Below are 6,567 nucleotides of genomic sequence, written 5' to 3'. Positions count from 1 at the left end.
TAAGGTGGTCATCAGCGTCTGTAGAGGTGGAGTTTGTTTGTGGTGATTTTAGTGCTTCAACAGCTTCTTCTATGGCTCCCTGAATTGGAGATGATACGGATGATTGCTCCTGTTGGCCTTGCTGCTGCCCCTGCTGGCTTTGTTGCTGCCCCTGTTGGCCTTGTTGCTGCCCCTGCTGGCTTTGTTGCTGCCCCTGTTGGCCTTGTTGCTGCCCCTGCTGGCCTTGTTGCTGCCCCTGTTGGCCTTGCTGCTGCCCCTGCTGAGACTTTAGTTCTTCTACGGCAGCACGATACAACGAAAGAGCAATAGTTTCTGAAGACATGTTTCCATACTCAACATACTCTTCGTGGGTAAAACCATATGGTTTTACCCCAGTTATTTCTTCAAAGATATCGATATCAATGGACACTCCTAGATCGAAGTGCAGTGATAGATTGTTCGCAATGTCTTGCGCAATGTTCACTAGTTGGGGTGGGAGAGAAACTAGGCGACGGAAATCATCATTCAGACAGTGAGCGAGTTCATGCAGTATTACCATCACCACCGCATTTGCAAGGTCTGGACGACCAATCTCAAGGCATTTTGCGTCCACTTCCATTAGCTTTATGAAAAAGTCTTTGTTGAAGTAAATTGCATCACCTGTAGTAAACGCTGTTTTGCATCCAATAGAAGACGTGAAGGTATCGTTATCATAAAGGAAGAAGGGCAGCTTGCGAGCAAGGTAGGAATAGTGCTCATACTTTGGAAAAGACCTTCGAACAATACCCTCATCGCGAATACTCTCTACGTACTTATTGAAGAGGACCATCCACTTTGGGTCGCTGAGTAATTTTGACATCGTATTGGTCCTCTACATATCGAAGTATTGACTAGGGTTATAATCGTGGCTGATACGATCTTGATTTCTCGCGACAATCTGCATTGACTCAGAGCGGACACATTCGGATTCAAATTTGTCGAGTAGTTCTTGAGAGTCACTACACTCAAAATAGTCTTTTAAAGGTAGGGTCTGAGATAGCCTTAGTTCTTTCAGTGCCACGCCAGTATTGGATGCTGTATCAATTAGATTGGAAATGACAGACTTGGGAAGTTTAGGAAGTTGATTTTCAAGAAGATACATGGATGCAGCAGCTAAAGCAGAATCATGCATGAATCCTACGGTATCGCGGTGGCCATATGCCAGTTGCAAGCCAACTATGGCTAAGGGCTCAGAGCGAATACCTTGCTTCGGATCAATCTTGGTCAAGCGCGTAACGAATCGCTCAAACGGAGCTATCATGTGCATACCGAAATCTCTAGAATCAACGACTGCGTTCATTGTTTCAGTGGCGGACTTAAGAAAAACCACCTCACCAAATGTGGGAACGTGAACTTTACCTTCGGACAGCTCAGCAGTCGCTATGGATATCGGCATCATTGAGACATCGTGAACATCAAGTAGCCTGCACATGGCTGATTCAACCTGACGCATCGCCGTTGCAACTTCTTGTCGCGGCATTTCGCTCATTCGTTTTACCCCATAAGCCATGAGGTCGGTGACTGGTATTCCGGCGACAATGGGCAGTTCATCGGTCTCGCCGCTTAGCAAGGGAGCAACGCGGCTTTCAATGCTTTCAGAGAAATTCAGGGGATCAAAGTTGCTGTAGAACGCCTTATGTAAGCGTGCCTTACGGTTCTCAGCATACTGAATATGCTGATTTGGATTTTGACTTGCTGCATTGCTGATCTCTTTGAGCAGCAAAATGGGATCATTGTATGCTTTCATGGTCAACTCAATTTTAAACTTTTTCAAATATAATATATGATATATTCTAAAAAGATGATATGACAACGCGCATAGAAAGGACAAACAATGAAAGAGCTAGCTACAGATGAAGTTGCGCTGGTTGAGTCGAAGTTACAGGTACCGATTCAGTCTGCAAGCGAGTTGAAACGACTAATTCTAGATGACTGTTGGTACTCGTTACGATCCACGGAAGAAAAAAGGATTCGTTACCGAAGTAAAGAGGCCTCTGTTCTCGGATTTAACTCGAGTGAAGGCGGCGTCGCAACTGGACGATATATCCTGAATCCTAACGGTGATTACGATATCTATAGCATCATCAACGAAGCTAGCGTACTCCTTGCCTCAACGTTAAGCGTAGGCATCTCATACCAATCCCAACAGTCAGTACCAGACAATGCACTGATCATGCAGTTTAGCGCTGAACGATGGAAGAACATTCCAACACACATAATGCAAAGCATGTTCGAAGAAATCGAAAGCAAGTTACGGATGGCGGCATTTGCTGTGGTCTATTTTGACGATTTTGATAGAACCTTACCTATTTTGGAGAGTTTTGCGAAAGCGCTTATCAAGCATCCAAACATCGTTGTCATCATGAGTGCCACATATAGCCTTCAAACAACAGAACCTGAAATGCCGGATGAGCAAATCGAACATATGGCCGACAACATAACTGTTGCGTCTCTATCACCAAGCCGAAAATCGATGACTGAATTCTTCAGACTTTGCCAAGCAGGAGCTAACGCATGAGAAGACCAAGCTATGAAGACTACAAGGTAATTCCAGCTCCCATCAAAGATATGGCTAGAGAGGTTGGAATGGAAGTAAGTCGTGTTGCTGAAGTGCTCCCTGAAGCCATGCAGGACATGATTCGAACTTGGCATACGGGCGGCGAAGACCAGAAATTGGATGATATGCTGGAAAGCGCTTGGCGCAGCATCTTTCGGTACCAGTACATTGATGTTGCCGAAGAAGTAACTCCTATGTACCTAAAAGGACCTGCGGGACAAGGCAAGACCACGGTATTCAGAGTTGCGGCTCAAACTATCGCTCAGCATATGGGCGTGAACCTATACATCGACCCAGATTATAATCAACATGTGGACCCGTATGATATTGTCATGGCTGAACCTCAGCTGGGCGGTGCTATTTCAAACACGGTGCTGCAAGGGGTACCAAATATTGAAAATGGCGTGACGTTCTACAATCCACCGAGTCGTATCGCCAAAATGACCAAACAAAAGTTAAGTGTCTTTCTGCTTGATGACTTGGACAATGCAAATGAGGCCATCAAAAACTCTGCGATGCCTGTAGTGCTCAGCAAGCGATTAAATGACATCAACCTTAAGGATAGTTGCTACGTATGCGTCACGGGTAACTTGGGCGCCATCGACGGAACCAATACCAGTAAGGATAGCGCTGCACTTCTTAACCGTGCAGCCGTTCGATTGGCATGTGACACCCTTGGTGATTGGCTGGAGCGTGGTGAAAAACGCTACGATGACCAGTACGGGATGGCTTTCATCGACAACTTTCTCATGGATAACCCGACACTATTTTACCCAGCGAAACAAAAGAAAGACCGTGGCCAACGGGCCACATCACGTAGTTGGGATAATCTGACAAGTAAGATACGAAACTATTTGGCAGAATATGACGCGCAAGTTAGGGCAGGGGTAACAGCAGCGCCACTGATGCCAAGACTGGAGAAGACCATCCCTAGCTATATAGGTAAAGAGTCGTCAGAAAAACTGGTTACATACTACTCAGACATGCTGACATTGGCGCGACCGGCAGCGTTAGAGATGATTGAAAAAGGCGACCTCTCAGACTCAATGAGAGAAAAGCTCAGTGCAACTCTACAAAGTCGCAGTACAGAGAGCGAATCGGTGGCTCGAGGATACTTACGCCAAGTTAAGAGCATGGTACTCGTCAACATCAAACAGGCTATGAACCTACCTGCTAAGACGAGAGACGAACAGTTGCGCGTTAGCAAAATAGTCGCAACCCAATTCGACAAGTACACGAGAGCATGCTTCACCGCGGGTCTTGTTAAGGCCAATAAAGTAAATATGATCGCAATGACTACTTATGACTTACTCGCCTCGCTGGTGGATCATGCAAATAAAATGGAATCAGCTAGCGTACTCAATTTTGGGCGAGTTACTGAAAAGGGTGAGTACATACCGTCAGAGATTTTTACGCGCCTTCTAACGAATCCGGTTGAAAAAATAAGTGCTGAGCATAGGTATTCTGAGGCCATGATTAACCTTTCGCAAGAACCAGATAAGGTAAAAACAGCCTACGAAACAGCCTTTGTGGATGCAATAACAGTGACTACGCAGGCTGCAACGCTAGAACAAGAGCGACAACAAGCCATAGCAGCTTCTCCGCAGTAAGCGCAATGGACTATCAAAATGGACGACAAAGCCATTGTTCAAGTGGCTTTATCGTTCAAGGTAGTAGTAAAGACCTTCCAAAGACGCTTGCGCCTTAGCAAGCACTCTATCGCTAAATACGTTTGCTTTTGAACGGGCCGGCGCCCATTTTCAATGTTATTGACTTGTTTATAGTCTTTCCAACCCAACTCATGTGCCAGTTGTGCCTGATTGTACCGGAGCATTTCTCTAGCCATACGGACATACCGTTGCCCCTTTGCATCAATCTGATCATTCATGTGCTGGTCCTTCTCTATCCTTTAGTGGCGCGACGATGGCGTCTTTGTTTAGCAATATCCTAGCACCACTCATCTTAAAAACAAGAACAATGTTCTTGTTTTTGGCGTTGTTGTATGGCATGGTTATCTTGTAATTTTGAATGGAAGTTTACAATGACTGCACAACGCACTTTGACTATCGATCATCACAGCCTGTTGCAACAATTCTTGGCGATGGAGGAAGACGCTCAGCTGAAAGTGCGCGCTCATGCCGTACTGACACAGCTTCATCAGCTTGGCCAACTTACGTCCAACCAAACTGAGGCGATGAAGCTGACTGAGCGTATGCACTTGAAGGCTACATCGCCCGTAAACAGCAAAGCAGTGTCCATACCTCATCCCGTCCGCTCGTTTGACATGGGCTTGCCAATGTCTATTCAAGCGGTGTATGGCGAGTTCTTTCCTGCCATTGTGAAATCTTGCTTCTTTGATGCCATGTCGCCTGCCTCTAGCGAAATGCTCGCTGTGTTAATCAAAGGAATGCCTGACTTGCGGAGCGCCTACCCGAACTTTGTCCAATTGCTTGATACGGTTGGTACTGGCTCATTGTTTACTCTTTTGTACCCATTTCAGCATGTAATCACTAAGGCGCCGACCTTTAGCTTTACTCAGGAGACGTGTCGTGAGGTAGCAACAATGGATATCTCTCGCAGTATCGACACTTCGTTCATGCACCCCCCAGCGCCGCTTACCTATTTTCATCTCGAAGATAGCTTGGGCCTCACAGTTCACGATGCAGCAACGGGATATCATGAACTCGATGGTTTTTACATCTCAGAAGCGGATCACACCCAACACCCCTACATTTTCGACGATGGCACGCTTGATGCGCTAGGCTTGGACAGTTCGCTCCCGTATCGCATGGTGTCATGTGTGTTTGTTGGCAAACCCAAAGACACAATGGCCAACGATACTTTGACTAAGATCGATTGCTTTCTCCAAGATGGGTTGTCAATTGAAGACATGATCCGACGCACCGTGCTGTGGTATGAAGGTAATGTTGACGTAGCGATGACAGGTCCGTATTTAGGGGAGATGAAGAACTTTAGTCACCTACCCGATGCCAATACAGAGATCGATGTTGACCACAATGTGCGCTTGCTCCAAGTCGCCATCAACTTCATGGCTTATCTCAACTTTGCGCAATTTCGTCGCACAGAGACCAAAGCGCGGTCTGTTATTGAAAATGGCATTCTCAGCAAATCACCAAAGAATCAGAAAAGGGCCGCAAAGAAATTGAATGGCTTATCCGACCAAATTGTAATTCGCACAACATCGACGCTGTTCAGTGGCCGCAGTTCTGGCGAATCAGGTTATAAGGTCAGTCCTCACGTCCGCCGCGCTTTTTTGCGCAATCAACGCTATGGTGCTGGTGATAACGTATACTATAAGCCTAAGTTTATAGCGGCAACCACGGTTGCGCAGGGTGACAAAGAAGCGGTCGTCAGCAAGCAGTATATAGTGACAAAATGACTGAACTGGCGTTATTCCTTTTAGGGAATTGAGCTATCCGTTTAGTAAGAGTGACTAGAAAGGGCTATCTATGAACCATAGCCCAAAATCGAATGTTGGAAAGCCGCATCAGTCCGTGGTCAGATCGTTGATAATCCACTTTGCATGATCATCGTACCAACTATCTGGATAACTCATTGCTTTATTGGTCATGTTAAGCACCGAGCGGATACTATTCACAATGGATGCATGATTGAGCGACAGGGGAATCGGTGTTTCTTGACTGTCGACAATAATGCTAGTGACGTCACCAAGTCCCGATTTAAGTAATGGATACAACATGGAACCAACCAACTCGTCAGCGCGTGTGTCCTTGTAGGCGGTCCAACCCACTTTGTACTCGATAATACCATTCTCCAAATAAAGCTTGGCCTGATATACCTTATCAACCACAGCATTCGGCCCTGAGACCACATCAATAACGACTTTAAATATGTTTTCTTGGCCAATGGTCGAAATGAGCTGGTCAAAATCTGGCTGAGAGACCATGTCATGGATCTCAATCGTTGAACGAGAGGCAAACAAGCGATTTAACTGAGTGATGGGAAATTCT

Annotated in this window: 6 protein-coding genes and 1 pseudogene; 3 read left to right on the top strand and 4 right to left on the bottom strand. The window is 46.0% G+C overall.

All coding sequences use genetic code 11. The features are described from left to right. A partial coding sequence (locus AC6R1O_RS17685) for a DUF2201 family putative metallopeptidase (protein WP_500657518.1) occupies positions 1-838 on the bottom strand: 838 nt, incomplete at its 3' end. Positions 839-850: 12 nt separating this feature from the next. Beyond that, a complete protein-coding gene (locus tag AC6R1O_RS17680; protein WP_500657517.1) occupies positions 851-1,765 on the bottom strand; it encodes a hypothetical protein in 915 nt (304 codons plus the stop codon). A gap of 87 nt (positions 1,766-1,852) precedes the next feature. Here AC6R1O_RS17680 and AC6R1O_RS17675 point away from each other — a divergent pair, with 87 nt between their 5' ends. Beyond that, the gene (locus tag AC6R1O_RS17675) at positions 1,853-2,536 is read left to right on the top strand and encodes a hypothetical protein (RefSeq protein ID WP_500657516.1); all 684 of its coding nucleotides are present in this window, start codon (positions 1,853-1,855) and stop codon (positions 2,534-2,536) included. Next, complete coding sequence (locus AC6R1O_RS17670; RefSeq protein ID WP_500657515.1) at positions 2,533-4,185, top strand: hypothetical protein; 1,653 nt, start codon at positions 2,533-2,535, stop codon at positions 4,183-4,185. Before AC6R1O_RS17675 ends, AC6R1O_RS17670 begins: the two co-directional genes overlap by 4 nt. 38 nt (positions 4,186-4,223) lie before the next feature. On the opposite strand, the gene AC6R1O_RS17665 is transcribed toward AC6R1O_RS17670, so the two are convergent. Further along, positions 4,224-4,463 carry a helix-turn-helix domain-containing protein gene (locus tag AC6R1O_RS17665; protein ID WP_500657514.1) on the bottom strand — a complete coding sequence of 80 codons (240 nt, stop codon included), beginning with the start codon at positions 4,461-4,463 and terminating at the stop codon, positions 4,224-4,226. A 153-nt stretch (positions 4,464-4,616) separates the two neighbouring features. Here AC6R1O_RS17665 and AC6R1O_RS17660 point away from each other — a divergent pair, with 153 nt between their 5' ends. Then, entirely contained in the window at positions 4,617-5,975 is a 1,359-nt protein-coding gene (locus AC6R1O_RS17660) for an AcrVA2 family anti-CRISPR protein (protein WP_500657513.1), read from the top strand. 108 nt (positions 5,976-6,083) lie between these two features. On the opposite strand, the pseudogene AC6R1O_RS17655 reads toward AC6R1O_RS17660, so the two are convergent. Next, positions 6,084-6,567: pseudogene (locus tag AC6R1O_RS17655) on the bottom strand (hypothetical protein); the annotation flags it as partial.

It is taken from the genome of Vibrio sp. R11-SG3-ISO3-SZ (assembly GCF_059834345.1).
The sequence above is the reverse complement of the archived record's forward strand: the minus strand, read 5'-3'. Positions and strand labels throughout refer to the sequence as shown.